The organism is Mesorhizobium sp. M0998 (assembly GCF_040318885.1).
Classification (GTDB): Bacteria; Pseudomonadota; Alphaproteobacteria; order Rhizobiales; family Rhizobiaceae; genus Mesorhizobium.
In genome coordinates, this window is sequence record NZ_JAMYND010000001.1 from 165,180 (window position 1) to 190,447 (window position 25,268).

The 25,268-nt window shown below is 63.3% G+C and carries 28 protein-coding genes; 13 read left to right on the plus strand and 15 right to left on the minus strand.

What is annotated here, in order from left to right; all coding sequences use genetic code 11:
* Nucleotides 1-63: 63 nt before the first annotated feature.
* Nucleotides 64-876, minus strand: a complete 813-nt coding sequence (locus NKH59_RS00920) for a class I SAM-dependent methyltransferase (RefSeq protein ID WP_352769535.1) — start codon at nucleotides 874-876, stop codon at nucleotides 64-66.
* A gap of 189 nt (nucleotides 877-1,065) precedes the next feature.
* Here NKH59_RS00920 and NKH59_RS00925 point away from each other — a divergent pair, with 189 nt between their 5' ends.
* Complete coding sequence (locus tag NKH59_RS00925; protein WP_352473275.1) at nucleotides 1,066-1,488, plus strand: hypothetical protein; 423 nt, start codon at nucleotides 1,066-1,068, stop codon at nucleotides 1,486-1,488.
* Nucleotides 1,489-1,773: 285 nt separating this feature from the next.
* On the opposite strand, the gene NKH59_RS00930 is transcribed toward NKH59_RS00925, so the two are convergent.
* Nucleotides 1,774-2,370 (minus strand): cation efflux transmembrane domain-containing protein, encoded by a 597-nt coding sequence (locus NKH59_RS00930; protein WP_352452320.1) that lies wholly within the window; start codon nucleotides 2,368-2,370, stop codon nucleotides 1,774-1,776.
* Nucleotides 2,371-2,401: 31 nt separating this feature from the next.
* Nucleotides 2,402-4,603, minus strand: coding sequence for a heavy metal translocating P-type ATPase (locus tag NKH59_RS00935; RefSeq protein WP_353020575.1), 2,202 nt, complete (start codon nucleotides 4,601-4,603; stop codon nucleotides 2,402-2,404).
* 63 nt (nucleotides 4,604-4,666) lie between these two features.
* Between NKH59_RS00935 and NKH59_RS00940 the strand changes: the two genes are divergently transcribed.
* The 8 genes from NKH59_RS00940 (at nucleotide 4,667) to NKH59_RS00975 (ending at nucleotide 10,280) form a co-directional block, all read left to right on the plus strand.
* The gene (locus tag NKH59_RS00940) at nucleotides 4,667-5,092 is read left to right on the plus strand and encodes a MerR family transcriptional regulator (RefSeq protein ID WP_352455405.1); all 426 of its coding nucleotides are present in this window, start codon (nucleotides 4,667-4,669) and stop codon (nucleotides 5,090-5,092) included.
* Between the two features lie 30 nt (nucleotides 5,093-5,122).
* Nucleotides 5,123-5,587 (plus strand): hypothetical protein, encoded by a 465-nt coding sequence (locus NKH59_RS00945; protein WP_353020577.1) that lies wholly within the window; start codon nucleotides 5,123-5,125, stop codon nucleotides 5,585-5,587.
* 131 nt (nucleotides 5,588-5,718) lie between these two features.
* Nucleotides 5,719-7,152, plus strand: a complete 1,434-nt coding sequence (locus NKH59_RS00950) for a multicopper oxidase family protein (protein WP_353020580.1) — start codon at nucleotides 5,719-5,721, stop codon at nucleotides 7,150-7,152.
* A 28-nt stretch (nucleotides 7,153-7,180) separates the two neighbouring features.
* Nucleotides 7,181-7,621 (plus strand): DUF411 domain-containing protein, encoded by a 441-nt coding sequence (locus NKH59_RS00955; RefSeq protein ID WP_352452325.1) that lies wholly within the window; start codon nucleotides 7,181-7,183, stop codon nucleotides 7,619-7,621.
* A 7-nt stretch (nucleotides 7,622-7,628) separates the two neighbouring features.
* Entirely contained in the window at nucleotides 7,629-8,168 is a 540-nt protein-coding gene (locus tag NKH59_RS00960; protein WP_352817332.1) for a TlpA family protein disulfide reductase, read from the plus strand.
* 3 nt (nucleotides 8,169-8,171) lie between these two features.
* Nucleotides 8,172-8,885 carry an SCO family protein gene (locus NKH59_RS00965; protein ID WP_502908667.1) on the plus strand — a complete coding sequence of 238 codons (714 nt, stop codon included), beginning with the start codon at nucleotides 8,172-8,174 and terminating at the stop codon, nucleotides 8,883-8,885.
* A 52-nt stretch (nucleotides 8,886-8,937) separates the two neighbouring features.
* On the plus strand, nucleotides 8,938-9,717 hold the full coding sequence (locus NKH59_RS00970) for a DsbA family protein (protein ID WP_353020583.1): 780 nt from the start codon (nucleotides 8,938-8,940) through the stop codon (nucleotides 9,715-9,717).
* Nucleotides 9,714-10,280: a hypothetical protein gene (locus NKH59_RS00975; RefSeq protein ID WP_352994927.1), complete on the plus strand. Its 567-nt coding sequence runs from the start codon at nucleotides 9,714-9,716 to the stop codon at nucleotides 10,278-10,280. Before NKH59_RS00970 ends, NKH59_RS00975 begins: the two co-directional genes overlap by 4 nt.
* A gap of 382 nt (nucleotides 10,281-10,662) precedes the next feature.
* Here the strand turns inward: NKH59_RS00975 and NKH59_RS00980 are convergent, their stop codons facing one another.
* Genes NKH59_RS00980 through NKH59_RS00990 form a run of 3 tightly spaced genes read right to left on the minus strand, consistent with a single transcriptional unit; the run spans nucleotide 10,663 to nucleotide 13,654 of the window.
* Nucleotides 10,663-11,883, minus strand: coding sequence for an NAD(P)/FAD-dependent oxidoreductase (locus NKH59_RS00980; protein ID WP_353020586.1), 1,221 nt, complete (start codon nucleotides 11,881-11,883; stop codon nucleotides 10,663-10,665).
* Nucleotides 11,880-12,593, minus strand: a complete 714-nt coding sequence (locus tag NKH59_RS00985; RefSeq protein ID WP_352817322.1) for a methyltransferase domain-containing protein — start codon at nucleotides 12,591-12,593, stop codon at nucleotides 11,880-11,882. Before NKH59_RS00985 ends, NKH59_RS00980 begins: the two co-directional genes overlap by 4 nt.
* On the minus strand, nucleotides 12,590-13,654 hold the full coding sequence (locus NKH59_RS00990; protein ID WP_353020589.1) for a type III polyketide synthase: 1,065 nt from the start codon (nucleotides 13,652-13,654) through the stop codon (nucleotides 12,590-12,592). The genes NKH59_RS00985 and NKH59_RS00990 overlap by 4 nt, the downstream gene beginning before the upstream one ends.
* A 269-nt stretch (nucleotides 13,655-13,923) precedes the next feature.
* Here NKH59_RS00990 and cueR point away from each other — a divergent pair, with 269 nt between their 5' ends.
* Nucleotides 13,924-14,322, plus strand: coding sequence for a Cu(I)-responsive transcriptional regulator (cueR, locus tag NKH59_RS00995; protein WP_352473250.1), 399 nt, complete (start codon nucleotides 13,924-13,926; stop codon nucleotides 14,320-14,322).
* 42 nt (nucleotides 14,323-14,364) lie between these two features.
* Here the strand turns inward: cueR and NKH59_RS01000 are convergent, their stop codons facing one another.
* Nucleotides 14,365-14,847 carry a DUF2127 domain-containing protein gene (locus NKH59_RS01000; protein WP_352452336.1) on the minus strand — a complete coding sequence of 161 codons (483 nt, stop codon included), beginning with the start codon at nucleotides 14,845-14,847 and terminating at the stop codon, nucleotides 14,365-14,367.
* 41 nt (nucleotides 14,848-14,888) lie between these two features.
* On the opposite strand from NKH59_RS01000, the gene NKH59_RS01005 reads away from it, so the two are divergent.
* Both NKH59_RS01005 and NKH59_RS01010 read left to right on the plus strand, forming a co-directional pair.
* Nucleotides 14,889-15,431 (plus strand): phosphatase PAP2 family protein, encoded by a 543-nt coding sequence (locus tag NKH59_RS01005; protein WP_353020592.1) that lies wholly within the window; start codon nucleotides 14,889-14,891, stop codon nucleotides 15,429-15,431.
* Between the two features lie 17 nt (nucleotides 15,432-15,448).
* Nucleotides 15,449-16,006 carry a cytochrome c gene (locus NKH59_RS01010; protein ID WP_352817313.1) on the plus strand — a complete coding sequence of 186 codons (558 nt, stop codon included), beginning with the start codon at nucleotides 15,449-15,451 and terminating at the stop codon, nucleotides 16,004-16,006.
* Between the two features lie 5 nt (nucleotides 16,007-16,011).
* On the opposite strand, the gene atzF is transcribed toward NKH59_RS01010, so the two are convergent.
* Genes atzF through NKH59_RS01050 form a run of 8 tightly spaced genes read right to left on the minus strand, consistent with a single transcriptional unit; the run spans nucleotide 16,012 to nucleotide 24,283 of the window.
* The gene (atzF, locus tag NKH59_RS01015; RefSeq protein WP_352817309.1) at nucleotides 16,012-17,820 is read right to left on the minus strand and encodes an allophanate hydrolase; all 1,809 of its coding nucleotides are present in this window, start codon (nucleotides 17,818-17,820) and stop codon (nucleotides 16,012-16,014) included.
* Nucleotides 17,817-18,167 carry a cupin domain-containing protein gene (locus NKH59_RS01020; RefSeq protein WP_352501326.1) on the minus strand — a complete coding sequence of 117 codons (351 nt, stop codon included), beginning with the start codon at nucleotides 18,165-18,167 and terminating at the stop codon, nucleotides 17,817-17,819. The genes atzF and NKH59_RS01020 overlap by 4 nt, the downstream gene beginning before the upstream one ends.
* A complete protein-coding gene (locus tag NKH59_RS01025) occupies nucleotides 18,160-18,828 on the minus strand; it encodes a cysteine hydrolase family protein (protein ID WP_352817307.1) in 669 nt (222 codons plus the stop codon). Before NKH59_RS01025 ends, NKH59_RS01020 begins: the two co-directional genes overlap by 8 nt.
* Entirely contained in the window at nucleotides 18,828-20,360 is a 1,533-nt protein-coding gene (locus NKH59_RS01030; protein ID WP_352817304.1) for an ABC transporter ATP-binding protein, read from the minus strand. The genes NKH59_RS01025 and NKH59_RS01030 overlap by 1 nt, the downstream gene beginning before the upstream one ends.
* A 10-nt stretch (nucleotides 20,361-20,370) precedes the next feature.
* Entirely contained in the window at nucleotides 20,371-21,072 is a 702-nt protein-coding gene (gene biuH / locus NKH59_RS01035; RefSeq protein WP_352817302.1) for a biuret amidohydrolase, read from the minus strand.
* A gap of 14 nt (nucleotides 21,073-21,086) precedes the next feature.
* On the minus strand, nucleotides 21,087-22,013 hold the full coding sequence (locus NKH59_RS01040; protein WP_353020597.1) for an ABC transporter permease: 927 nt from the start codon (nucleotides 22,011-22,013) through the stop codon (nucleotides 21,087-21,089).
* Nucleotides 22,013-23,137, minus strand: a complete 1,125-nt coding sequence (locus NKH59_RS01045; RefSeq protein WP_352817297.1) for an ABC transporter permease — start codon at nucleotides 23,135-23,137, stop codon at nucleotides 22,013-22,015. The genes NKH59_RS01040 and NKH59_RS01045 overlap by 1 nt, the downstream gene beginning before the upstream one ends.
* An 18-nt stretch (nucleotides 23,138-23,155) precedes the next feature.
* Nucleotides 23,156-24,283 (minus strand): BMP family ABC transporter substrate-binding protein, encoded by a 1,128-nt coding sequence (locus NKH59_RS01050; protein ID WP_352473233.1) that lies wholly within the window; start codon nucleotides 24,281-24,283, stop codon nucleotides 23,156-23,158.
* A gap of 322 nt (nucleotides 24,284-24,605) precedes the next feature.
* Between NKH59_RS01050 and NKH59_RS01055 the strand changes: the two genes are divergently transcribed.
* Nucleotides 24,606-25,265 carry a GntR family transcriptional regulator gene (locus NKH59_RS01055; protein WP_023677208.1) on the plus strand — a complete coding sequence of 220 codons (660 nt, stop codon included), beginning with the start codon at nucleotides 24,606-24,608 and terminating at the stop codon, nucleotides 25,263-25,265.
* Nucleotides 25,266-25,268 lie beyond the last annotated feature (3 nt).

The following is a 25,268-nucleotide window of genomic DNA, read 5'->3' on the forward strand; positions in this document are numbered from 1 at the left end:
CGGCAAGATGTTTGCCGCACAGCAGCTGAATGTCGCGAAGTGCCGGAGCGGGATATCCAACACCTAGGCCACAGCCACCACTATGTGAGCCTGGATTTTGGCAGCAACCTCGCCGCTGCCATGCCTGTCAGCAATCGCGGCTGCGGCGTAGTCGGTTGCAGCGTCCAGTTTTCCCGCCTCTCTGGTCTCGATTTCATTGCGAAGGAGAGTGCCCTGGCAATAAGCAACGGCCGGAACGCGCGGCGAGGAGGCACGGCTTTGTTCGGCCCTCGTCTCGATCACCACACCGGAAAAACCTGCGTCCTCCAGCTCGCTACGGATCAATGCCGTATCGTGGTAGCCATGCGGCGTGCGTGCCAGAAAGCGCGGCGGATCGTTCGGAAAAATCCTCGCCAGGGCATTCGTCACATCGTCGGCAAATACATTCTCTTCGATGCGATCCCATACGCTGAATAGAAAATGTCCTCCGGGCTTCAGGACTCGCCGGGCTTCGCGATAGGCGGATGAGCGGTTGGGAAAGAACATCGCACCGAACTGACAACAAACGAGATCGAATGCCGCATTTTCGAACGGTAGCGCCAGAGCATCAGCCTGACGCCATTTGATGCGATCGTCGGGAGCTTGCCGCGAAGCGGCGTAGTCGAGCATCGGCTGGTTGAGGTCGGTTACGACATAGCTTGCATCGGCGGACAGTTTTGGCGCCAATGCGCGGGTGACAACCCCGGTGCCCGCGGCGGTTTCCAGAACGGCGCTTGGCGACAAGGACGCTGCCCGTCGTGCAAGATCTGCGGCGAACGGCTCGAAAATCAACGGCACCATATAGCGGTCGTAGTTTTCCGGAATTGAGCCAGCGAATACCTTGTCCGTTTCCAACATTGCTATCCCCCGTCGCCCGTTTGATGGCTCGCCAGCATAGCATGGAATTGTTTGCTGTTCGGTCGCATTCGACCGGGAGGCGGTTCGCTTCCGTAAGCTCCGAAACGCCGTGCTGCAATTATCTGCATGTGCTAATGTATTGTGGTCATGCGCATTGGTGCGTGGCCAAACATTAAATGGGAGGACGCGATGAAAACCATGAATCGCAGGTCCGCGATTGCGCTCGGCGTGACGGCGGCAGCGGTAACGCCTTTGTTCACGCTGGCGGCGGCGGCAAAGGTGAAGAAATACGGCCCGAAGGAAGGCAAGGAGATTGCACCCGGCGTCAGATTGGTCGAGGTCGGCACCGGCAATTCCGATATCCCCGCCTACAAGAGCATCTCAATTGTCGATATAGTCTTTCAGCCCGGAGCAGCCGCCCCTCAAATGGTGATGGACAACGACATGGTCTGCACCATTGCTGCCGGTGAATTCACGATCAAGAAGGCGGACAAGGAATTCAAGCTCAAGGAAGGTGACGTGTACACCTGCTCCAAGGGCAAGACCGACGAGGCAGCCAACACCAGCAAGGTGGTCGGCATCCACCGCATCGCTGTCTTGATACCTGCCTAGCGTATACCGACGAAATCGGCCCGCGTCCGCTTCGGAGACGCGGGCCTTTTGATGACGTGCGTGGCCTTGAGCGGTTCATCGCTTCACCGCTTCGACCCGGTCGACTTCGTCCAAGTGTGGTGAGGCTCATGCTGTTCGTGGTTTTTCCTCCCGATTTTTACTTATGAGCGGTTCTCCCTCCGACCGCTTTGAAAGGGTGATATTATATTAGAGATCGCGCAAGTTTCTGGCTGACTGCTGCATTGGCGGATTGGCAATGCGGCAGCGCGCTCAGCGTTTTGGAGTTCACGAAACGGCCCGGTGCTCTTCCCGAGCTGCCTCCCAGACCTCGCGCGCCGCATCTGCATTCAGTGCCGCGATTCCCAGGCCGACGATCAAATCCGGCCACGCCGAGCGCCACAGGAAGGCCGTCACCAATCCGGCCAGTATGATCGCAATATTGGCGACCGCATCGTTGCGGGCCGAGAGGAATGCCGCCCTGGTAAGACTGCCGCTGTGATGGCGGTAGCGCGCCAGCATGTAGGCGCATGACAGATTGACCGCCAGAGCGCCCAATCCCGCCAGCGTCAGCGCCGTTGGCTGCGGCGGCACCGGCATGTTGAACTTTTCCCACGCGGTCCACAGCGTCGCCAGGCCCGGCACCAGCAGGATAAGCGCCAGCGCCATGCCGACCCGCGAGCGGGCACGCAGCGACCATCCCATGGCGAGCAGTATGAGGAGATTGACCGAGGCATCTTCCAGAAAATCGACGCTGTCGGCGAACAGCGACACCGAGCCGATCGCCAGCGCGACGGCGAATTCAATGCCGAAATAACCCAGGTTCAGCAGTGCGACGACAAGCACCACCCGGCGAAGGCCGTCCGACGCAATTGCTTGCTGCATGGTCTGCCCTAACACGATGCCGTTGTCGCTCTTACCAGCTGCTCTTCCACCGCAACAGCCGCATGGCATTGGCCGTCACCAGCACCGTCGCCCCGGTGTCCGCGAGAATGGCGGGCCAGAGGCCGGTGATGCCGGCGATCGTCGTCACCAGGAACACTGCCTTCAGGCCCAATGCAATGGTGACGTTCTGCTTGATGTTGGCCATGGTTGCTTGGGACAGCCTGATCATGGCCGCAACGTCGCCGACGCGTCCATGCAGCACCGCTGCGTCAGCTGTTTCAAGAGCCACATCGGTGCCGCCGCCCATGGCAATGCCGACATCGGCCGCGGCAAGTGCCGGCGCATCGTTGATGCCGTCGCCGACCTTGGCTACCCTAAGCCCCTGCCCCTTCAGCTCGCCGAGGATGCGCTGCTTGTCCTCCGGGAGCAGTTCGGCGCGCACCTCGATGCCGAGCTGTTTGCCAATGGCAGCCGCCGTGCGCTTATTGTCGCCGGTTAGCATGACTGTCCTGATGCCTGCATTGGTCAGCGCCTTTAGCCCGGCGAAAGCATCCGGCCGGGGTTCGTCGCGCATGGCAATGAAGCCGGCCAGCGCGTTGTCTACAAGCAGCACCGCCACTGACTTGCCTTCATCGTTCAATGCCACGATGCGTGCCGCCTGGTCTGCTGGCAGCAGGTTTATCTCGCCCGCCGCGACTGGCGAGCCCAGAAACAGGTTCTTGCCGCCGACACGACCGATAACCCCTTTACCGCCGATCGCTTTGGCTTCGGCGGCAGGCGGCACGGGAATGTTGCCGGCTTTGGCCCTTTGGAGGATGGCCAAAGCGAGGGGATGGCTCGAGCCGATCTCAAGCGCTGTGGCGAGCGAAAGGATGTCGCGTTCACTGGCACCCACCGCAACGACATCGGTGACCTGTGGCTTGCCGAGCGTCAGCGTGCCGGTCTTGTCGAGCGCCACGGCGTTGATGGTCGCGAGCCCTTCCAGCACCGCCCCACCTTTCATCAGCAGGCCGCGCCGGGCTCCGGCCGAAAGCGACGCCGCGATCGCCGCCGGAACTGAAATGACCAGCGCGCACGGGCAGCCGATGAGCAGCAGCGCCAGCCCCTTGTATATCCATTCGTTCCAATCGCCGCCTAAGAGCAGCGGCGGTGTGGCGGCCACAAGCGCCGCGACGGCGACAACGCCGGGCATGTACCAGCGCGAAAAGCAATCGATGAAGCGCTCGGTCGGCGCCTTGTTTTCCTGCGCCTCCTCGACCAGCTTGATCACGCGTGCAATCGTGTTGTCTGCGGCGGTCGCCGTCACCTTGACGCGCAGCACGCCGTCGCCGTTGATAGTGCCGGCAAAGACCGTGTCGCCGACGTCCTTGCGCACCGGCACGCTTTCACCGGAGACGGGTGATTCATCGATGGCGCTCCCGCCTTGGGTGATCTCGCCGTCAGCCGGAATCCGGTCGCCCGGCCGCACGAGGATGATGGCGCCCACAGCCAGGCTTTCTGCCGGCACCTCGCGGGTCTGGCCGCCTTTCTCGACGAACGCGGTTTTGGGAACGAGGACCGTGAGCGCTTGAATACTGGACCGTGCCTTGCCGGCCGCAACCCCTTCGAGCAACTCGCCGATGAGGAACAAGAAGACCACCGTCGCCGCTTCCTCGCCGGCACCGATGCTGACGGCCCCGGCCGCCGCCACAGTCATCAGCATTTCGATTGTGAACGGAATGCCTGCGGCTGCGGCCATGGCCGCTCGGCGCGCGATCGGAGCCAGGCCGAGCAGCATTGCGGCGATGAAGGCCCACGGGCCGGTCGCGGGCCAGGCGCAATCAATCGCGAAAGCCACGGCCAAGGCGACCCCGCTGGCGATGGCCAGGCGGCCCTTGGCGCTGTCCCACCATAGCTCCGACGCCGGCGCATCATCGTTATCATGTAACCCCGCTACGTTCTCGTCGTGATTGCGCCTTCCGTCGGCATGGTTGTCGGCGGATTGATCGGACGCCGGCGTCCCAGACTTGGAGGTCAGCGGAGCGACGGCGTAGCCGAGGCCGGTGACCTTCCTCTCGATCGCGCCGAGATTGCTTTCGGGAGTATGAGTGACCGTCAGAGTGCCCGCCGAAACGGATACGTTGATGTCCTGAACACCAGGCATCCGCCGCACGGCCGTATCGATTTTGCTGGCGCAACCGGCGCAATCCATTCCTTCCACGCGGTAGCGGGTCTGTTGTTTGGTCGCAGCCATGGTGAACCTCTTGTATCTTCGACCGCGACGCTACATCCTCTAGCGACTAGAGGAGCAAGCGAAATGTCAACAGGTGTGACCATCGGTGAAGCGGCCCGACACAGCGGCGTGAAGGTTCCAACCATCCGCTACTATGAGCAGATAGAGTTGCTTCCTGCCGCTGCCCGCAGCGAAGCCAATCGCCGGCAGTATGAAGCGGCAGACTTGCGCCGGCTCGCCTTCATCAGGCACGCGCGCGAGTTGGGGTTCGGGATCGAAGCCATCAGGGCGCTGCTGACGCTGCAGGATAATCCCAGCCAGCCTTGTGCGACCGCCGACGCCATTGCCCAGGCGCGTCTGGCCGACGTGGTTCAGCGGATACGCAGCCTTACAGCATTGAAAGCCGAGCTGGAGCATATGGTCGAAGGCTGCCGGCACGGAAAAGTCTGCGAATGCCGTGTCATCGAAGTGCTGGCGGATCACGATAAATGCGAGCATCCACACCATTGATTTGCCAGAGCAGAGCTCGCGTCAGCCCCGATGTCTCGGCATCCGGAGCTTGCAAAAGCCGCACTTTACGGTCAACCTGAGCGGATGATGGCGCGCCTGTCACCAAAACACCTCCTGGTCATGCTTCTCGCGGTCGTCGTGACCGCCGGGTTCAGCCTGTCCGCCGCTCAAGCTGCCGTCATGTCGGCCAGGATGGCAGTCGACGGCCGCATGACCATGGCCGCGGATACCGGCACCACCGACGCCGACATGGCCAAGATGGCCGATGCCAGGGACGGTGACTGCAACGCTTGCCTCAAGGGCTCGGCCGGCAATGACAAACCGATGCAATGTGCGCCGACCTGTGTCGCACCGGTTCTGGCGGTGCTGCCGGAGGCTCTCGCCGTGACGGGACTGCCGCGGGCCGAGCTGCCGTCGGCGCTTACCGTCCCGTTCCTGCACGGGCGAAGTCTGCTGCCCGAGCCATTCCCTCCAAGACCCAGCGCTCTCGTCTGACGCCGTTTCTGCCGTTCCACGGCTGATTAGCGGCGTTTGATCGCTCGGTTGCGCGTAACTGCGCAGCGGGCGCGGTAGCAATTCAATCGACGTCGCGACGTTCGCCGTCGGTTACCGCAAGGGTCACAAAAGTGAATTCCGTTTCAAATCCGTTCATAACGCGCCGCAAATTCCTGCTTGCGGCAGCGAGCATTGCGGCGGCGCCGATCCGCCCTGCGCTGGCGATGGCCACCGGCGAATACCGGATCAGGGTGGCGCCGGGCCAGGCCCGGTTCGCCGGCCCTGATGGTCCGCGCACTCCGGTATGGGCCTATGATGGCACGGTCCCCGGCCCGACACTGCGCTTGCGCCAGGGGCAGCCCGCTCGGATCATCGTCGAGAACGGACTGGACGAAGACACCACGGTTCACTGGCATGGCATCCGGCTGCCGAACGCGATGGATGGCGTGCCCGGCCTGACGCAGAAGCCGATCAGGCCAGGTGAAAATTTCATCTATGAATTCACCCCGCCCGATGCCGGCACCTTCTGGTATCACCCGCACGCCAACAGCCTGGTCCAGCTCGGCCGTGGCCTTGCCGGCGCACTGGTCGTCGAGGAGGTCGAGCCGGTCGCCGTCGACCGTGACATTCTGTGGCTGCTGCAGGACTGGCGGCTTGCGGCCGATGGGCAGATCGCCGGCGGCTTCGGCAGTGCCATGGATGCGTCGATGTCGGGCCGCGTCGGCAATGTCGTCACCGTCAACGGCACGGGGCCAGGCGATCGGAGCGTGAAGGCCGGCGAGCGCGTCAGGCTGCGGCTCGCCAATGCCTCGCTTGCCCGCATGATGGCGCTGCGCTTCGAAGGCCACCGTCCGGTCGTGGTCGCCATCGACGGCCAGCCCTGCGATCCGCATGAACCGGAGGGCGGTCGCCTGGTGCTGGCGCCCGCCATGCGCATCGACATCGTGCTCGACATGCAGGGCCACCCCGGCAGCCGCCACGCGGTGATCGACGATTTCTACGACGGCCTCGCCTATACGCTGACCACGCTGGCCTATGACGCAGCGCCGCCGCTGAGAACCCATCCGCTCGACACGCCTGTCGGCCTGCCGCGCAACCCCTTGCCCCAGCCCGACCTCGCTGGCGCCGAGCGCCAGGAGATCGTCCTGCAGGGCGGCATGATGGGCGGCGGCAAGCTCAAGGGCGTCGGCGGCATGATGGGCATGGGGATGATGGGCATGAACGGCGGTGCGGCCTGGGCGATCAACGGCATGTCGATGACCGGCGACGGCCATGCCGGCATGGCGCCGCAGTTCACGCTGAAACGCGGCGCCACCTGCCATCTCACCATGCGCAACGAAACCGCCTGGTGGCATCCCATGCACGTCCACGGCTTCAGCCTGTCGGTCATCTCGCGCAACGGCTCGCCGGTGCCGCACCGGCAATGGCAAGACACGGTGCTGCTCGCCCCCAAGGATACGATCGAATGCGCCTTCGTCGCCGACAATCCGGGCGACTGGATGCTGCACTGCCATGTCGCCGATCACCAGATGGCGGGTCTGATGACCGTCTTCCGCGTGACCTGAAACTTTTATCCAATCAAGGAGAACTGCAATGAAACTGACCTACCGCCTTGCCGCACTGTCCCTGCTGATCGCAACGCCGCTGCCCGCCTTCGCCGCAACGATCAACGCCGTCATGTACAAGAACCCGCAATGCAGCTGCTGCGAGTCCTACGCCAACTATCTCGAGCACAACGGCTTCAAGGTCGACATCAAGCCGGTCAACAATCTCTCCCAGATCAGCAGCGATGCCGGCGTGCCGGCCGACCTCGAAGGCTGCCACACGCTGATGGTCGACGGCTATATCGTCGATGGCCTGGTGCCGGTCGAGATCGTCAAGAAGCTTTTGACCGAGCGCCCTGCCATCACCGGCATAACGCTCGCCGGCATGCCGGCCGGCGCCCCAGGCATGGGTGGCGAGAAGCAAGGCCCCTTCGTCGTCTACGCCTTCACCAAGGACGGCAAGGCGCCCACCGTCTACGCGACCGAGTGAGGACATTGTGAGCAAACTAGCCATGGTCCTGGTTGGCATGCTGCTGGCGTTTTCGTGGCCGGTATCAGCCGCTGAGCCGCCGCAGAACTTTGCCGTTCACGAGGCGCCCGTCCCCGTGCCGGAAATCAGCTTCGAGGATGGCAATGGCAAGCCGAAAATGCTTGCGGATTTCCACGGCAAGGTCGTGCTGCTTAACGTCTGGGCGACATGGTGCGCGCCCTGCCGCAAGGAGATGCCGACGCTCGATCGTCTGCAGGCCAAGCTCGGCGGTCCGGATTTCGAGGTCGTCGCGCTGTCGATGGACCGTGCCGGACCTGACGCCGTCAAAATGTTCTATGGCGAGATCGGGGTCACACACCTCGCCCTCAACATCGACAGTTCCGCGAAGGCGATGTTCACGCTCGGCGCTGTCGGCCTTCCGATGACCCTGCTGATCGACCGCGACGGCAAGGAAATCGGCCGGTTGATTGGGCCGGCCGAATGGGACGCGCCCGACATGGTCGACTTCCTCCGCGGCCGCATCGCCGCCAACCCGGAAAGGAAGTGACCGATGCACATCCAATCGAGCTGGAAAGGATGGATGCGTGTGCTGCTGGTCGCGCTCGCAGCACTGGTCGCGGGCTTCGCCTACGGTGCGCGGGCGCACTCACTCGACGATGTCGACGCCATGCTGCAAAGCGATGAGAAATATTTCCAGCAGATCGACAAGCCGGCGCCTGATTTCACACTGCGCACCGCCGATGGGCGTGTCGTGCGAACGGCGGATCTGCGCGGCAAGGTGGTCGTCCTCCACTTCATCTACACGTCGTGCCCGGATGTGTGTCCCCTGCATGCCGAGAAGATCGCCGATGTCCAGAACATGGTGAACGGCACGCCGATGAAGAATCAGGTCATCTTTGTCAGCATCACCACCGATCCAAAGAAAGACACGCCCGACGTGCTGCACTCCTACGGGTCGGCGCACGGGCTCGATCCCGTCAATTGGCTGTTCCTGACCACGACCGAGGATCAGCCGGAGGATGCGACCCGCAGACTGGCGGAGGCCTTCGGCCACAAGTTCACGCTGACCGATGACGGCTATCAGATGCATGGCATCGTCACCCATGTGATCGACAAGGAGGGCCGCTGGCGGGCGAATTTCCATGGCCTGGATTTCGCGTCCGTCAATCTCGTCACCTTCGTCAATGCGCTCACCAACAATGTCGAGCGCCCGCACCATGAGCAGGAAACGGGATGGTGGGCGAAAATCAAGGACATGTTCTGAGCACCATTCGCACGTGCCGGCGGTCCGGCGAAACAGAGGGAGGGAGAAGCCTGTGATCCACAAGTCCAACCCATTGCGCGGAGCCATCGGCAAAATGGCCCATGCCTTCATACTGGCCGGCGCGACCGTTTGGCTCGCGCTCGGTCTCAACGGTCAGGCGATCGCCGCGGGCGAGATGTCCCAGGACCAGTTCGACCAGCGTATCCACGATTATATCCTCGCGCATCCCGAAGTCGTCATGGAGGCGCTGCAGAGCCTCGACGCCCGTCAGCGCGAGGCTGCGGCAAAAGAGGCGAAAGCCGCTTTGACGGACAAGGCGGACGAGATTTTCCGGGACCCGGCGAGCCCGGTCGGCGGCAACGCCGAAGGCGACGTCACCATGGTCGAGTTCTTTGACTATAACTGCCCCTATTGCCGGCAGGTCGCGCCGATCATGGCGCAGGCAATGGCCGACGATCCGCAGCTCAAGATCGTCTACAAGGAATTCCCGATCCTCAGCACGGATTCCGTATTTGCTTCCAAGGCGGCTCTCGCCGCAGTGCGCCAGGGCAAATACATGGCGTTCCATAAGGCCTTGTATGCGGTGAAGACGCGGGTGACCGAAGCGGTCGTGCTGAAGGTGGCTGCCGACGTCGGTCTCGACGTGGCTAAACTCAAGACCGACATGCAGCGGCCCGACATCCAGGCGTCGATCGACCGGAATACGCAACTGGCACAGGCGCTGAAGATCAGCGGAACGCCAAGCTTCGTCGTTGGCGAGCAGATTTTCCCCGGTGCGACCGACCTGGCAACGATGAAGAAACTGATCCAGCAGGCGAGGAGCAGCAAATGAGCCGAATATGCTACCTAAACCGACGGACGGTTGTTCTGGGCGGCGCCTTTTGCGCCGCCGTGGTCCTGAGCTTCCTCAAGGGGCCGGATCTGGCGATGGCCGATGGGGATGCCGATCTGCTGCGCCGTTTCAAATATCTCAGCCAGAACGGCAACAGCACGTGTTCGGCCAAATTCACCGAGTCGATCGCGACCATGCCGGCGATGTCGCGGATCACGGGCTCGTGCTGCAGCCCGATGGAGATGAAGCGCTATGCCGAGCAGGTGAGCGGCCTGGCCAGGTACCGCGACATCGCGATGATCCCAAGCGATCCGTACGATATTCAGGCCGGCATCGCACAGAAGATGATGCCCTACTACGATGTGAAGCTCTCCGGCGACGAGCAGCAGGCCTACGACTATGCGATGGCCAATTCCAACGAGAAAGGCCCTTGCTGCTGCCCATGCTGGCGCTGGAAAGTGTATGGCGGGCTGGCGAAGTTCCTGATCCGCGAGCACGGTTTCACCGGCAAGCAGGTCGTCGACGTCTGGGATCTCTCGGACGGCTGCGGCGGAGGTATGTAAGACGACCAGGACGTGGTCGACACTCCGTTGGCAGGACAAGACACTTCCGGTTGCCGGGACAAGGGCGACAGGGCGGCCGATCGGGTTTCCTCGTCGTCTTGACCGAAATCCACGGCGAGCTAATTCCCTGCGCAATCGCCGATGCTTACCGACTAAGGCGGGCTTTCACTGACAGCAAGGTGATTGCAATGATGAATGGTCCAATGGGTACGTGGATGATGGGCGGCATGGCGCTCGTCTGGGTCCTGGTGTTCGTCGCCCTCTTGCTCGCGATTGCAGCCCTGGTCAAATACCTGCGAACCTGAAGCCGTAGACACCGTCAAGCATACGACTATGCGATGGCAATTTCCGAGGGGAAGGGAGCAGCCGCTGCCAATCCCTGTCAGACGAAGCCGGGAACCGGCTTGGTCTTGCCGCTCAGTTGCGCGCCCAGCGTCAGTGTCTGCGGGAAATTCCGGACGATCGCTGCCATCAAGGTGGCGCTGCCGGGGCGAAGGGCAATTCCGGCAACGGCCGCGGCGGCGTAGACCCGTGTCGAGAACAGTCTTTTCCAGGCCGCCCCGTAGCGTGTGGCGGCAGCCTCGCGCCCTGCCCGGCCACTTGGCGCGCATGCGAGTTCGCAAGCCAGCAGCCAGCCGGACTGAAGCGCCATCGAGATGCCCTCGGCGATGACAGGATGAGACTCTCCAGCTGCATTGCCGACGCGGAAGATGTCCTCTTCGTAGCACGAGCGAATTCCCGGCCGGATCGGACCTGCGGCAAGCCACGGACCGTCGAGGAGAGCCGGTTCCAGGGCGTTCCTGACGCCTCGGCACGAGTCCACGAGATGGCGCGAGACCGCATCGGCGGCCGACACGTGGCTCCGTTGTTTGGGGCCATATTGTTTGCGCAGCCGCGCGAGCATATCGCGCCGGATGCAGCACGAGATCGACAACCGGCCATGATCCGCCGAAACCATGCCGCCATAGCCGCCGGGGAAGGCCAGCAGAGGCATCAAATCCGGCGGCAGGGACGACCCGGTGAAATGCGCCTTGAAGCCGAGCAGGTCCGACGGGCGATTGGCCTTTGCGAGCTGGCTGGGCAATGGTCCCGGTTCCCACGAGCCGTGTGCGGCGACAATCACCGGCGCTCGCAATATCGCCGCTTCATCCCCGGCTTGAATTCGCACCCGTTGCATCTCGCGATCCCGCTCGATGGCGACGGCGCGGCAGGGTTGAAAGATTTCGACACCCGCCGATCGCGCCGCTTGCAAAAGCAGAGAATCGAGAATGTCCCGGCCGAGCGCCCGGCCGAAGCTGTCTTTCCCACGAGGCCCAGCTCCTGCACCAGGCATTGCCGCCTCGACGCAGGTCTCGCCGGAAAACAGGCCGACGCGGCGGATTTCGGGGCCGGCATTGGTACGCCAGGCATCGCCGATCCCGAGCCGGTCGAGAAGCGCAAGATTGCTTGCCGAGATGTATTCGCCGCAGACCTTGCGGCGTGGAAACGCACTCTTCTCCACAATTGCCACGGCCCATCCGCGCCGGGCCAGCGTGAGCGCGACGGATGTGCCCGCCGGGCCGGCGCCTATGATGATCGCGTCATGGGTCGACAATCCCGTCATGGGTCGTTGCCGGCGCTGGCGCCGACGAAAATGTGGGAAAACAGGCCGGCGCGTCGTTCCTCGACCGGTTTGCCGTTCGCCGCAAGCCAGAGACGGGAAAGCTCGCTGCCGCGAAAGCCGGCACGCACGCTTTGCGCCGCATCGTTTCGTGTGACGTCGTTGGCGCCGATTGCCGGCAGAAGACGGGTCGCGGCCAGCGGCAGTTTCGCCCGCAGCGGCTCTGTCGCAATGAGCAACGGGGCTTTCGGCCCGATCAGCGAAAACAGACGCACGAGTTGCGCATCGTCGAGATGATGCAGAAACAGATTGACGGTGACGGCGTCGAACCGCGCGCCCTCGATCTTTCCTGCCCAGTCGAAGACATCGGCGGTGACGCCTTCCGCCTTCCATCCCAGCCGGTCAAAATCGCCGCGCAATTGCGCGGTGAGGAGGCCGACGCGGTCGAGCATCACCAGTTCGACCCCGGGCCAATGCCTGGCCACGCGCCGCGCCACCGCCAGCATGAAGGAGCCATCGCCGGCGCCGATCTCCAGAATGCGGCGTGGCGGCTTTGGCACAAACCTCCTGAGCAACGACGTCATGATCGGCGCCTGAAACATTAGCATATTGATGCGCCGAACGTCGCGGCGCGCGGCCAGCGCTCGCGGATCTTCGGCCGCAAGTCCGTCGAGGATTTCCGGCGCAAGCTGCCGGTGCTCCAGGCCGCTCATGACACCGTTCGAAAGAGCATGGTTTCGGCCGTCAGCCCGGGTCCGAACGACATGCCGCAACCGAGCAGGCCGGGTGGCGCCTTCAGCATCTCCTTAATCACGAACATGACGGTCGCCGACGACATGTTCCCATACTGGCGCAACACCTCGCGCGATGGTTCCAGCGCAGTGGGCTCCAGTTCCAGAGCCCTTTCGACGGCATCGAGAACCGAACGTCCCCCCGGGTGCACGGCCCAAAGGTCGATGTCTTTAGCCGATCGGCCTCCGAGGATGGCGGCCTGGCTGTTCCGCAACGCTTCATGAATCGCTGCCGGCACCTGGCCGGAAAGAACCATTTCGAAGCCGTGGTCGCGAATGTTCCAGCGCATCAGGTCCCGCCGTTCCCTCGCCACCAGACAGTGAAAGCTATCGAGCTCGATGCCGGCCGGCTCGGCAGTGATGAGCGCAGCCGCGCAGCCGTCGCCCCAAAGGCAGAACGACAGCAGTTTTTCCAGCTCGGTGGTCTGTCGCAGATGCATCGTGCAGAGTTCGACATTGACCAGCAGGACCTTGGCCTGCGGGTCGGAGCGGACGATGTGGCGGGCCAGCTTGAGGCCGTTGATCGCCGCATAGCAACCCATGAATCCGATCATCGTGCGTTCGATCCCGTTCGGCAGCCCGCAACGCGCAACCAGCTCGAGATCGATGCCCGGCGCCGAAAAGCCGGTGCAGGTGGTGACGATCAAATGGGTGATGCGGGAAGCGTCGCCAAGCTGCAATCCGTCGATGCCCTTTTGCGCCAGAACAGGTGCGGCATCGTCGAACATCGCCATTCTCGCCGCCGTTCCGGGAAACGCGCCCCGGATGAAGGTTCCGGCCAGGTCGGCGGACGGTCCCTCGGGGTCGGACGCCGGCGCAAAGCAGGAATATCGGTGCTCGATGCCGGCAAGATCGGCCATGCGTTCGAAGATCCTCCGGCGATCGGCCGCGAGCATGGAGGCCGCGAAACGCAGGTAGAATTGATGAACCTCGTACTCCGGCACCGCTGTCGCGATCCGGTTGATATAGGCCTTGACGGGCATGTTCTGTCTCCTCGGCGTCTGCGCGGTGTTGCGTCGAGCCAGCGCCGGAGGGTCTTTGCTCATCGGCACCCGGTGTCGAACACCGGGTTTTGAGCACTGTTCGGTAAAAACGTTTCCGAGGACCGATTTCTTCCCGAAGGTTCAGTATGTGCTGGCAGGCAAACGGTTGGAGCGGGCGGGCGGTTGCGTCAGGCATCCAAAATCGCCACATCATGTTGACCTTCCATCCACTGGAAGGTCTATTTCCTCCGATAAAGGAGATTTCCGCCATGAACATCGGCGTCGCATCCGAAAAATCCGGCCTGCCGGCCAAGACGATCCGTTACTACGAGGATATCGGGCTCTTGCACCCGGCCCGGACAGACAATGGCTATCGCGATTACTCGACGGCCGATATTCACCGGCTGCGCTTCCTGCAGCGCTCGCGAAGCCTGGGGTTTTCGGTCGACGAATGCCGCCAGCTGCTGTCGCTGTACCAGGACAGGGAACGTGACAGCGCCGACGTGAAGGCGATCGCGAAAGCCAAGCTGGTCGAGGTCGACAGGAAGATCGCCGAACTGGTCGGATTGCGCGGCTTGCTTCACCAATTGGTCAGTCACTGCCACGGCGACGAGCGGCCGGATTGCCCGATCATCGACGAGCTGGCAGGACAAGGCGTCGCCCAGTGAGGTGGATTGAAAATCGGAGCGGCTGACGTGCAAACTTCGCTGTCATGCCGGCTTGTGCTGCCGCACGACCTTCCATTCATGCCAGATCAGCACCATGACGACAGCATCGAATACGGTCAGGACAAGCAGGCCGAACGAATGGGTGTAGGAGTAGCGGTAGACTTGATAGAACATAAATGCGCCCAGCGCCGCAAGCGATGCCGGATACGACCACAGCTTGCCTCTCAAAAGCCCGACAACGAGCAGCAGTTTTATCAGGCCGTGGCTAAGTAGGTAGAAGGCATAAAACTCCTTGCTGGCGACGGAAAAGTGGCTTGCCATCTGCGACAGATAGCCAGCTATGAAATCGTTCGGATCTTCGATCAATTCCTCTTGGGTGAATGTATTGACCCAGGAGGCAATGGCGTCGGTGGTGACGACATAAAGCAGGATCCCGCCCACGCATTCGATCAGGGCATGCGCCCCTTTAAGCCAGATGCTGAGCTCGAAAATCTGATGGATGCGGCGTTCGTCTACTGCTTTCACGAAATTCACCTTGCGATCGACAACAGCGGAAACGAGAAACGATGGATGCAGCTCTAACCCACTGGATCAACGCGGCAGCCGGGATCAGCCCTTTTCTTGATAAGGCAATGATCGTCGTCTCACAAATCGGCGTTCCGCTGATGGTGCTGGCTGTTGCCCTGCAATGGTGGGCAAAGGCCGACCGCTACCATGTGCGCCATGCTGCCTTGTCCGCCGGCTTGGCGTTCCTGCTCGGTCTGGCGATCAATCAGTTCATTTTGCTATTCGTCCACCGGCTGCGGCCCTACGATGCCGGCGTGACGCATCTGCTGATTGCGCCCAGCGCCGACTGGTCGTTTCCCTCCGACCACGCGACAGCCAGCTTTGCGGTTGTTGCGGCTCTTGCAATGCAAGGTCTGCCGCGCCGGACGCTGGCCCTCTCCATCATGGCATTGCTGATCTGCTGGTCGAGAATTTATATCGGCACCCACTATCTCACCGACGTGATAGGCGGTGCCACCACTGGCGTCTTAGGTGCCGTTGTGGTCCGATTTGCCTATCGCGAGAACTCCCGACTGGACAGTCTGGTCACAAGAATTCTCTAGCTCCTTATGTGCCAACGATGAGACGAGCAGCTATCATAGCGGTCCTGTCGCTTGCCTGCGTCTCTGTCGTGCTCGCCGCCGCCCATTCGGGTCGTGATGCGGTCATCCAGGCTCGCCAGGCCTCGATGAAGGAAATGGCCGCGGCGGCAAAGGCGATCGCTGGGATGTTCGACGGCAAGCAGGCGTACGACGCCGCGGCCTTCAAGGCGGCGGCCGAGACCATCCGCGCCCGCACCGGCCCTGCCCTGATTGCCGAATTCCCCAGCGCGACATTGGGCGCGCCTTCAGGCGCCAGGCCGGATATCGACCCCGCCCGCGCGGAGTTCGAAGAGCTGGCTCGCCACATCGGGACGCTGGCCAGCGCCTTGGCCTCCGACGCCGAGCGGGCGCCGCCGCGCATCACCGACGACATGAGAATGGGTTCCGGCCTGGCGATGGGCGGTGGCAGCCTGCTTGGCAAGCGACCATCACTCGCGGAAGCCGATCCCACTAAATTGCCGGCGGAGCACCTCCTGCATCTCATCTTGCAGGATTGCTCGAGCTGCCATTCGAAGTTTAGGCAAAAGGTCGAGTGATAGCGTCAGCTTCGCTGCAGCTGACCCGCCATGAAATTGCGCCAGCCGCCGAAATGCGAAATCTCCTTTGCATCGGTGAGACCGGCACTTTCGACGAGGAAGCCTTTCGGCGAAGTTCCGTCATCAAGCAGAAGCGTGCCGATGCCTAGCGGCGGCGGGATCGCGGCAACAAAACGGCCGAAGGCTTGCGGCGAGAGCCGCCAGACTTCGACCTCGATCGCTGTCCCCTTGCCGTTGCAGATGCGTTCGAGCCCCGGTCGCGGCACCGACTGGCCGGCGAGCGCGTAAAGCCGGTAGAGCGGCGCCGTTCTTGCAGCCCGGGCGAACATTGCGCCGAGCTGCTGCAGCTGGCCGTTCAGCGCCATCCCCGACAGATGCGCGCCGACCACGGCCAGCTCGATCGTGCCTTCATCCACGCCCGCCAGAACATCGCCGCGCTGCGGCTGCGGCCAGCCGATAGCACCAAGCGCAAGGCCGCTTGCCGCATGGACATCGCGCGCAAGCGACGCAGTCAGGTGGTCCTTGCCCGCCGCGGCAAGCAAGGTGACGCTCATCGGCAGACCGTCGCTGCGGGTTCCGCTCGGCACGGCAATGCCGCACATGTCGAGCAGATTGACGAAGTTGGTGTAAGTGCCGAGCCGGCTGTTGGTGACGATCGGATCGGCCAGCACCGCTTCGACTGTGTAGTGCGTCGGCGCGGTCGGCACGCAGAAAACGTCGACCGAGGCGATGACCGGCGCAAGCTTGGCCTTATAGCCTTGCAGGGCATAGAGCCCCTTGAAAGCGTCCGCAGCGGAAAGTTTTCGCGCACCGCCGATGATCTGCCGCGTCACCGGATGCATGGCGGCCTCGTTGGCATCCATGAAGTCCCTGATCGCGGCGTAACGCTCGGCCACCCAGGCGCCTTCGTAGAGCAGAGTGGCGGTGGCGTAGAAATCACCGAACGGGATTTCGACCAGCCGGCAGCCCAGCGTCTCCAGCGAGGCAAGAGCGGCCTCGAAACCCGCCTGCATCGCCTCGTCGCCGAAGAAGGTCCAGTCCGCCCTGGCCGGCACGCCGACAGTCAGCACCGGCGGGCGCGCGGCAAGAGCCTGAATGCAGAGGTCACGCGAATAGGGATCGGCGTCGTCCTTTGCCGCCGCCGCCTCGAACACGTGATAGGCGTCATCGACGGTGAGCGCGAAGACCGAGACGCAGTCGAGCGTCCGGCAGGCCGGCACGACGCCGGCGGCTGATAGCGCGCCGACGCTCGGCTTCAGCCCGACGATGTTGTTGAGGCCGGCGGGTATGCGCCCCGAACCGGCGGTATCGGTGCCGAGCGCGAAGGAGACGATGCCGCGCGCCGTCGCCACGGCCGAGCCGCACGAGGAACCGCCCGGCACCAGTTTCGGGTCGATCGCATTCCTCGGGATTGGATAGGGCGTGCGAACGCCGACCAGGCCGGTGGCGAACTGGTCGAGATTGGTCTTGCCGACAACCAGCGCGCCGGCGGCCTTGAGCCGCGCGACGACGGTGGCGTCTTTCGCCGGCAAGTAGGCATATTCCGCACAACCCGCCGTGGTCGGCATGCCGGCAACATCGATGTTGTCCTTGACCGCGAACGGCACGCCCCACAGCGGCTTTGCCGCGGGATCGAACGGGCCGAGCTTTTCCGCCTCGGCAAGCAACTCCGCCCTGCTCGCCAGATGGATGAAGATGCCGGGGTCATCGGCCGCCGCGAGCCGCGCATGGACCACATCGATCACCTCGCCAATGCCGACGCCGGCCTGATAGGCAACGTGCAGGCTCGCTATGTCGAAGCGGATTTCGCTCATTTGGCCTCGCCCAGAATGACTACCGGCAGGTTCCACTGGATGAGCACGACGCAGCCATCCTTGGTCCACACCGAATGCTCGGTTCCGACCGGGTTCAGGATCACGCTGCCCGCGGCATGATCGCCGTTCTCGTCGCTCTGCGTGCCTTCCAGCACGATGATCGTCTCCAGCCCGGCATGGCGATGACGCGGCACGCTGGCGCCAGCCCGGTAGTTCAGGATGGCGACCGACGGTTCCATCGGCCCACCCTTGAGCAGCCAATGCACTGTGATGCCTTCGCGAAAATGCTCGAATGGCAGATCACGCCAGCCCCCTTGGATGAGAGCCGCGTATGCGACGTTAGGCATTGGAAAGTCCCTCGAGCACCTGGTCCGTCGTTGCCGTCCAGCCGACGATGGCGCCCTGCGCCCTGATCATGGCAAGGGCTGCCGCCTTGAACTCCGGAAAATAGCTCTCAGTGGCATCCTCCGCCAGAAGGCATTCATAGCCGCGGTCGTTGGCCTCGCGCATCGTCGTCTGCACACAGACCTCCGTCGTCACCCCGGCAAAGACTAGCTGCTGTGCGCCGAGCCGCTTGAGGTCGTCGCCGAAGCTGGTGGCATAGAACGCGCCCTTGCCGGGTTTTTCGATGACGATCTCGCCAGGCAGTGGGGCAAGTTCATCGAGGATCGCCGTTCCCGGCTCCCCGACGATCAGCACACGACCCATTGGCCCGACATCGCCGATCCTGATCGACGGATTGCCGCGATTGCGCTTGGCCGGCGGCAGATCCGAAAGGTCTGCCTTGTGGCACTCCATCGTGTGGATCACCGGCAAGCCAGCGGCGCGAAACCCCTCGATCAGCCTCTTCACCGTCGGCACAATCGCCGTGACCCGGCTGACGTCATTGCCGAGGCTGGCGCCGAAGCCGCCAGGTTCGGCAAAGTCGCGCTGCATGTCGATGACGACCAGCGCCATCGCCTCAGGCTTGAACACAAACGGAAACGGCAGTGCGTCGATCCCAGCCATCAATGATGTCCCGCCATGTGCTCGCCGATCGTCTGCACGCTCGCCTGCGCGATCGGCGTTTCATAGACCAGCGCGCCATCCGACATGACGAAGATGCGGTCCGAGAGCTCAAGCAGCTCATCAAGGTCCTCCGACATCAAAAGCACGGCGGCACCGGCGTTGCGCGCCTTCATGATGCGGGCGCGGATTTCGGCGACGGCAGAGAAGTCGAGGCCGAAGCAGGGATTGGACACGATGAGCAAATCGACCTCGCCGGTCAGCTCGCGCGCCAGCACGGCGCGCTGCACATTGCCGCCTGACAGCGACGAAATCGGCGAAGCGAGCGAGGCCGTCTTGACCTTGAACTGTTCGACCAGGCGGGCCGCGTAGTCCCTGATCGCACTCACCCTGATCCAGTTGACCGGCTTGCCGGCCTCGTTGAGGTCGAAGGTCCGGAAGGCCATGTTTTCCGCCACCGTCATCTTCGGTGCGCAGGCATTGCGCAACGGCTCCTCCGGAATGAAGCGGACATTGAGCGTGCGCGCCTCGCTGCGGCTGGCGCCGTAGGGCGAGCCTTTCACCAGAACGTCGCCGCCATTGCGCGCCCGCTGTCCGGCAAGGACTTCGAGAAACTCCTTCTGGCCGTTGCCGGAGATGCCGGCAACGCCGACGATCTCACCCGATTTCACATCGAGTTCGCCGATGTCGATGGTTTTCAAACCGGTGCGGTCGGGCGCCTTCAGCGACTTTACCGTCAGCACCTGTCTGGCGCCGGCCGGCACCGGGGCGCGGCTGTCGAGTGCGGCGATCGGTTGGTCGCCGATCATCATCGCCGCCATCTGCTTGTGGGAAAGTTCGGAGACCTTTCCGGTTCCGGTCAGCCTGCCCTTGCGCAGCACGGTGATATCGTCGGCAAAGGCCGTCACCTCGTGGAATTTATGCGAGATCATCAGCACGGTGAGGTCGCCGGTCCTGGTCATGTCGCGCACCAGGCCAAGCACTTCGTGTGCCTCGCCGGGAGTGAGCACCGAAGTCGGCTCGTCGAGCACCAGGAAACTGCGGCCGAGATAGAGCTGCTTGATGATTTCGAGCTTCTGCTTCTCGCCGGCCGCAAGTTCCGCCACCTTGACGTCGAGCGGCAGCTTGAACGGCATACGCTGCATGAATTGCGCAAGTGCGGCGCGCTCCTTGCGCCAGTCGATGACGCCGGGCACCTTCTCGCGCGAAATGACCAGGTTTTCCGCACCGGTCAGCGACGGGACCAGGGTAAAGTGCTGGTAGACCATGCCGAGCCCGAGCGCCGAGGCATCCTTCGGACTGGCGATCGCGACCTCGCGGCCATCGACCAGCATGTCGCCGGCGGTCGGATGGTAAAAACCCGTCATGCATTTGACCAGCGTCGACTTGCCGGCGCCGTTTTCGCCGAGCAGCGCATGGAACGATCCCGCCGGCACCTTGATCGAGACGTCGTCCAGCGCGGTGAAAGCGCCGAAGCGCATGGTCATGCCGATGGTCTCGACGCCGACGGCTTTCTTGCCGATGCTTCCGCTCAAGATCGTGTCCTCACGGCAGCTGCGCGACGAAGGATGCCGAATTCGACACCGCGCCGAACACGCCGCCCTGCATCTTGATCATCTTGATCGCGGCGAGATGGTTGCCGTAATCGGTCGCGCCGCAGCAATCCTCCAGCATGACGCATTCAAAGCCGCGATCGTTGGCCTCGCGCATCGTCGTGTGGACGCAGACATCGGTGGTGATGCCGGTCAACACGATGTTTTCGATGCCGCGCTGGCGCAGGATCAGCTCGAGGTCGGTGGCGCAGAACGAGCCCTTGCCCGGCTTGTCGATGATCGGTTCGCCCGCCGCCGGATAGAGGTCGGGGATGATGTCCCAGCCGGGTTCGCCGCGCACCAGGATGCGCCCGGAAGGTCCGGGGTCGCCGATGCCGGCATTGATGCGGCGCGAACGCCAGCGCTTGTTGGCCGGCAGGTCGGCGAGATCGGGCCGGTGGCCCTCGCGCGTGTGGATTATGGTGTAGCCCTTGGCCCGCATGGCTGCGAGCACCGACTTGATCGGCTCGATCGGCGCCCGCACCAGCGAAAGATCGTAGCCCATATGATCGACATAGCCGCCCGGCCCGCAGAAATCGGTCTGCATGTCGATGATGATCAGTGTCGTATTGTCCGGCCGGAGCTCGCCATTATAAGGCCATGGATAAGGGTCGGCGTCGATGTAGCGCTGGGTGATCTCGGCTCTGGCGTTCATCGGAAAAACTCCAGTCATTTGGTGATCGACAATTCGCCCGGCGCGCCGACAAGCGAGCGGCTCGGCGACGAGGTGGCGATCATGATGATGAGCGTGAGGATGTAAGGCGCGGCGTAGAAGAGGTAGTAGCCCTGCGTGACCCCGACCGATTGCAACGCCGGGCCTAGCGCTCCCGCACCGCCGAACAATAGTGCCGCGGCAAAGCAGCCGAGCGGATTCCAGCGCGCGAAGATGACCAGCGCCACCGCCATCAGACCCTGCCCCGACGAGATGCGTTCGGTCCAGCTGCCGGGATAATAGAGCGACAGATAGGCGCCGCCGATGCCGGCGAGCGCACCGCCGACACCTGTCGCAAGCAGGCGCACGGTGTTGGGATTGAGGCCCATGGCGCGCGCCGCATCGGAGCTGTCGCCGACGACGCGCACGATCAGGCCGGCGCGGGTGTTGCGGAACGCCCACCATAGGAACACGGCAAGTGCGGCACCAATCAGGAACAGGATGTTGACGTTGAGCGCCGCCTGCACCTGCGGGATATCCGACCAGCCACCGAAGGCGATGGCCGGCAGGTCTGGTGCCGAGGGCTGGATAAACGGCTTGCCGAAGAAGAAGGCGAGACCGGAGCCGAACAGCATCAGCGCGATGCCGATGGCGATGTCGTTAACCCCGCGGAATTTGCAGATCCAGCCGTGGAACAGGCCGAAGCAAAGACCGGCACCGGCGGCAGCCAGCACGCCGAGCCATGGCGAGCCGGTCATCACCGCGACGGCGTAGGCAGTCATCGCACCGAAGACCAGCGTGCCTTCGAGGCCAAGATTGATGCGGCCGGAGCGTTCGGTGATGGCTTCGCCGAGCGAGACGAAGATGAAGGGCGTCGAAACGCGGATGGCGCCGCCGAGAATGGCGAGCGGCACGCCCCACAGGCCGATCTCGGTCGCGTCCATCAGGAGCCTCTCTTCCACAGATCGGGATTGAAGACCTTGAAGCGGCCGTAAAAGGTTTCGCTGAACAGGATGACGACGAAGAGCATGCCTTGCAGCACCAGCACGGTGGCGTCGGGCAGGTCCATGCGGCGCTGGATCAGCCCGCCGGAAGCGCCGATACCGCCGAGCAGGAAAGCGACCGGGATGATGGCGAGCGGATTGTGGCGAGCGAGGAAGGCGACGAGGATGCCGGTATAGCCATAGCCGGCGGCGAGCGAGGCGTTGGCGCTGCCTTGCACGGCGCCGACCTCCAGCATGCCGGCCAGCCCGGCGAAGCCGCCGGCCAGCCCGGTGAAGCCGACGATCAGCGGCCCGACGGCAAGCCCTTGCACCTGAGCTGCCCTGACATTGCCGCCGGCAATGCGGGCGGCAAACCCCCAGCGCGTCTTTTCGATCAACAGCCAGGACAGGAGGCAGGCGAGAATGCCGACGACCAGGCCCCAGTGCACGTCCATGCCTGGAATGTTGCCGATGCGGTAGGCATCCGCCAGCGGCTCGGTCGAGGGTTTGTTGAGCGAAGCCGGATCGCGCAGCGGCCCTTCGACCAGATGGTTCATCAGCGCGATGGCGATATAGGCCATCAGCAGACTGGAGATGGTTTCGTTGACGGCGCGGTAGTGGCGCAGTGCGCCGACGGCACCTATCCAGATGCCGCCGGCGACCGCGCCCGCCACGCCCATCAGCAGGATGACCACAAAAGCCGGCGCGCCATTCGCCGCGACGCCGATGGCGGCGGCGGCAACGCCGCCCAGCACGATCGCGCCTTCGCCGCCGATGACGACGAGGCCGAGCCGGGCCGGCAGCGCCACGCAGAGCGCTGCCAGTAAAAGCGGTGCTGCCCGCGACAGCGAATTCTGGATCGAGAACCACGAGCCGAAGCCGCCGCGCCACATCGTCTCGTAGAGTTGCACCGGCGATTTGCCGACCAGCGCGATGAACACGCTGAACAGCGCCATGCCGACGATCAGCGCCGCGAGCGGTATGACGAAGGCTTCCGCCCGCCGCGCCGCCCATTCGAGCGCCGCCGGATAATTCCTGGCGCCAAACAGCGCCGGTGCGCTCGCAGTGCTGACCGTGTCTGCCATGGCCGTCTCCGATCCGGTTCAGGCGGTCGAACCGACGACGCCCTCGACCAGGTAGTCCATGCTTTCGAGTTCGAGCGCGGTCTCGGCGAAGGCCTGGCCTTCGGTCGCGACGACGACGCCCTTGTTGCTCTTCAGCGGACCCTTGATGACGGAAAAGCCGCCTTTCATCATTTCGGCCAGCGTGCCGTCGAACTGCTTGCGGGCGGCCTCGCCGACAGCGGGGCCGAGCGGGCTCATCTTGACGAAGCCGTCGGCCAGGCCGCCGCGCGTGAAATTGGGCAGCGGCGTGCCGGCCACCAGATCGTCGACGAACATCTTGTAGACCTTGGCCCAGTTCCATTCCGCGCCGGTCAGGTATTTTTCCGGCGCCAGCGGGCTCTGGTTGGCATGATAGCCGCAGACGAAGGCGCCACGCCCGGCCGCCGTCTCGACCACCACCTTGGGGCTGTCGACATGGCAGGTGATGACGTCGGCACCCTGGTCGACCAGTGCATTGGTGGCCTCGGCCTCCTTGACCGCCAGCGACCACTCGCCGGTGAAGATCACCTGGCAGGTGATGGTCGGGTCGACGGAGCGCGCGCCGAGCAGGAAGGAATTGATGTTGAGCAGCACCTGCGGGATCGGCTTTGCCGCGACGAAGCCGAGCTTCTTGGTTTTGCTGGTGTGACCGGCGACGACGCCGTTCAGATACTGGCCCATGCCGATATAGCCGAAATAGGAACCGGCATTCATCGGATGCTTGTCCTTGTTCCACATGCCACCGCAATGGCGGAACTGCACGTCGGGGAATTTCGCGCACATGGCGAGCATGTGCGGATCGAAATAGCCGAACGAGGTCGGGAAGATCAGCGACGCACCGTCGAGATTGATCATCGATTCCATCGTCTTCTGGACGTCGACCGTCTCCGGCACGTTCTCCTCCTCGACGACGGAAATTCCTTCGATCCCCTTCAGCGTGGCGGCGCCTTCGGCATGCGCCTGGTTATAGCCGTAATCGTCCTTTGGCCCGACATAGATGAAGCCGACGGTGGCCGTCGCGGCGAAGGCCCTGCTGATCGGAAACGATGCGGACGCAAGGCCGAGCGCCGCTCCGGCGGCGGAGGTCTTGAGCAGGTCGCGGCGGCTAAGCATGAATCTCTCGGACATTGAATGCTCCCTCTGTGGGGCCTTTGGGGCCGGTTAACACCTCAATGAAAGAAGTGTATGCAATCAGCATGCCAGTTTCGGAAATGAGATTTATTCAGCAATATCAATGAGTGTGCCGATGTTGGCTGCACAAAGCCGGAGCAATTGCATACACTTTTTGCCTCCAAAATCGCCAATTTGACATGAAGGCTAAAACATAGGCATACAGAGATGCGGAGGAATCGAAGCCGGTGAGTGGCTTACGACTCTAGCGAAAAGACTGGACGGAGGAGACGTGTCGGGAAAGCGCAATTTGATCAGGTCGGGCACGACCGTCGATCAGATGGTGAGGGCGATCAGCGACCGGATCGTCACCGGTTTCCTGCGCCCGGGCGAAAAGCTCGACGAGGCCTCGCTTGCCGCCCGCTTCGACGTCTCACGCACGCCGATCAGGGAAGCGCTCAGCCGGCTCAGCGCCATGGGGCTGGTCGAAAGGCGGCCGAACCGCGGCGCCACCGTCGCCGTGGTGACGCAGGAGCACCTCGCCTCGATGTTCGAAAGCATGGCCGAGCTTGAAGCGATCTGCGCGCGGTTCTCGGCCGAGCGCATGACCGCTGGCGAGCGCCGCACGCTGGAGGCCGAGCACCAGGCGTCGGCGCGCTTCGTGCAGCTCGGTGCCGAAGAAGAGTATGAGCTTTTCAACACCGAATTCCACACCCGGCTCTATCGCGGCGCCCACAGCAAGCACATTTATGAACTGACCGTCATGACCCGTGGCCGGCTGGCGCCCTTCCGGCGCGCGCAATTCATGCTGCCCGGCCGGCTGGCCCAGTCGTGGCAGGAGCATGACGCCATCGTGACAGCAATCATGCGCGGCGACAGTGCGGCGGCCGGAACAGCCGCCAAGGATCATGTCTCGATCGTCAGCGAGGCGAGCGCCGTCTTTGCCATCGGCGATCGCCCCAAAGGCAGGACCGAGCCGTTCCCGACGTCGGCTTCCTAACCG